Raw genomic sequence first — 587 nt, forward strand, 5'->3', positions numbered from 1 at the left:
TTTTAATGACGTGGTTATCAATGTTCATGGTATTCGATCTCTTTGAACTGCCGATATTTTGTGGTCGCGTACTCTACATAAGTTAGGCACAGAAACCAAGTTCCCGCTGAGTTATGGTAGGTTCTGTGCTGATTCATTTATTGTTGGGGAGCGAAGGTTAGAGTGGATTCACACAAAACAATGTGGCTTGGTTGCAAGCTGACTTTATGGTTGGAGAGTGAAAAAGGCGATGCAATAATCGGCGAAACAATTTCTCTTTGAAGGTTGCGATGAAAAAGGTTTTGATTACTGGTTTTGAACCGTTTGGTGGTGATGCAATAAATCCGGCGTTGGAGGCTGTGAAAAGGCTAGAAGAAACAAGTCTTGACGGTGGCATCATTGTTACTTGTCAGGTGCCTGTGACGCGTTTTGAGTCCATCAGTGCTGTGATTGATGCGATTGAAGCGTATCAACCAGATTGTGTTATTACCGTTGGTCAGGCCGCGGGTAGATCGGCAATAAAACCCGAACGCGTCGCAATTAATGTGGATGACTTCCGAATTCCAGACAACGGTGGCAATCAGCCAATCGATGAACCCATCATCGAA

At 44.5% G+C, this 587-nt stretch carries 1 pseudogene; it reads left to right on the forward strand.

The features are described from left to right. Window positions 1-269 precede the first annotated feature (269 nt). A pseudogene (locus R8O10_RS26405) lies at window positions 270-587 on the forward strand (pyroglutamyl-peptidase I); the annotation flags it as partial.

This window comes from Vibrio sp. 1727, assembly GCF_033344415.1.
Classification (GTDB): Bacteria; Pseudomonadota; Gammaproteobacteria; order Enterobacterales; family Vibrionaceae; genus Vibrio; species Vibrio alginolyticus.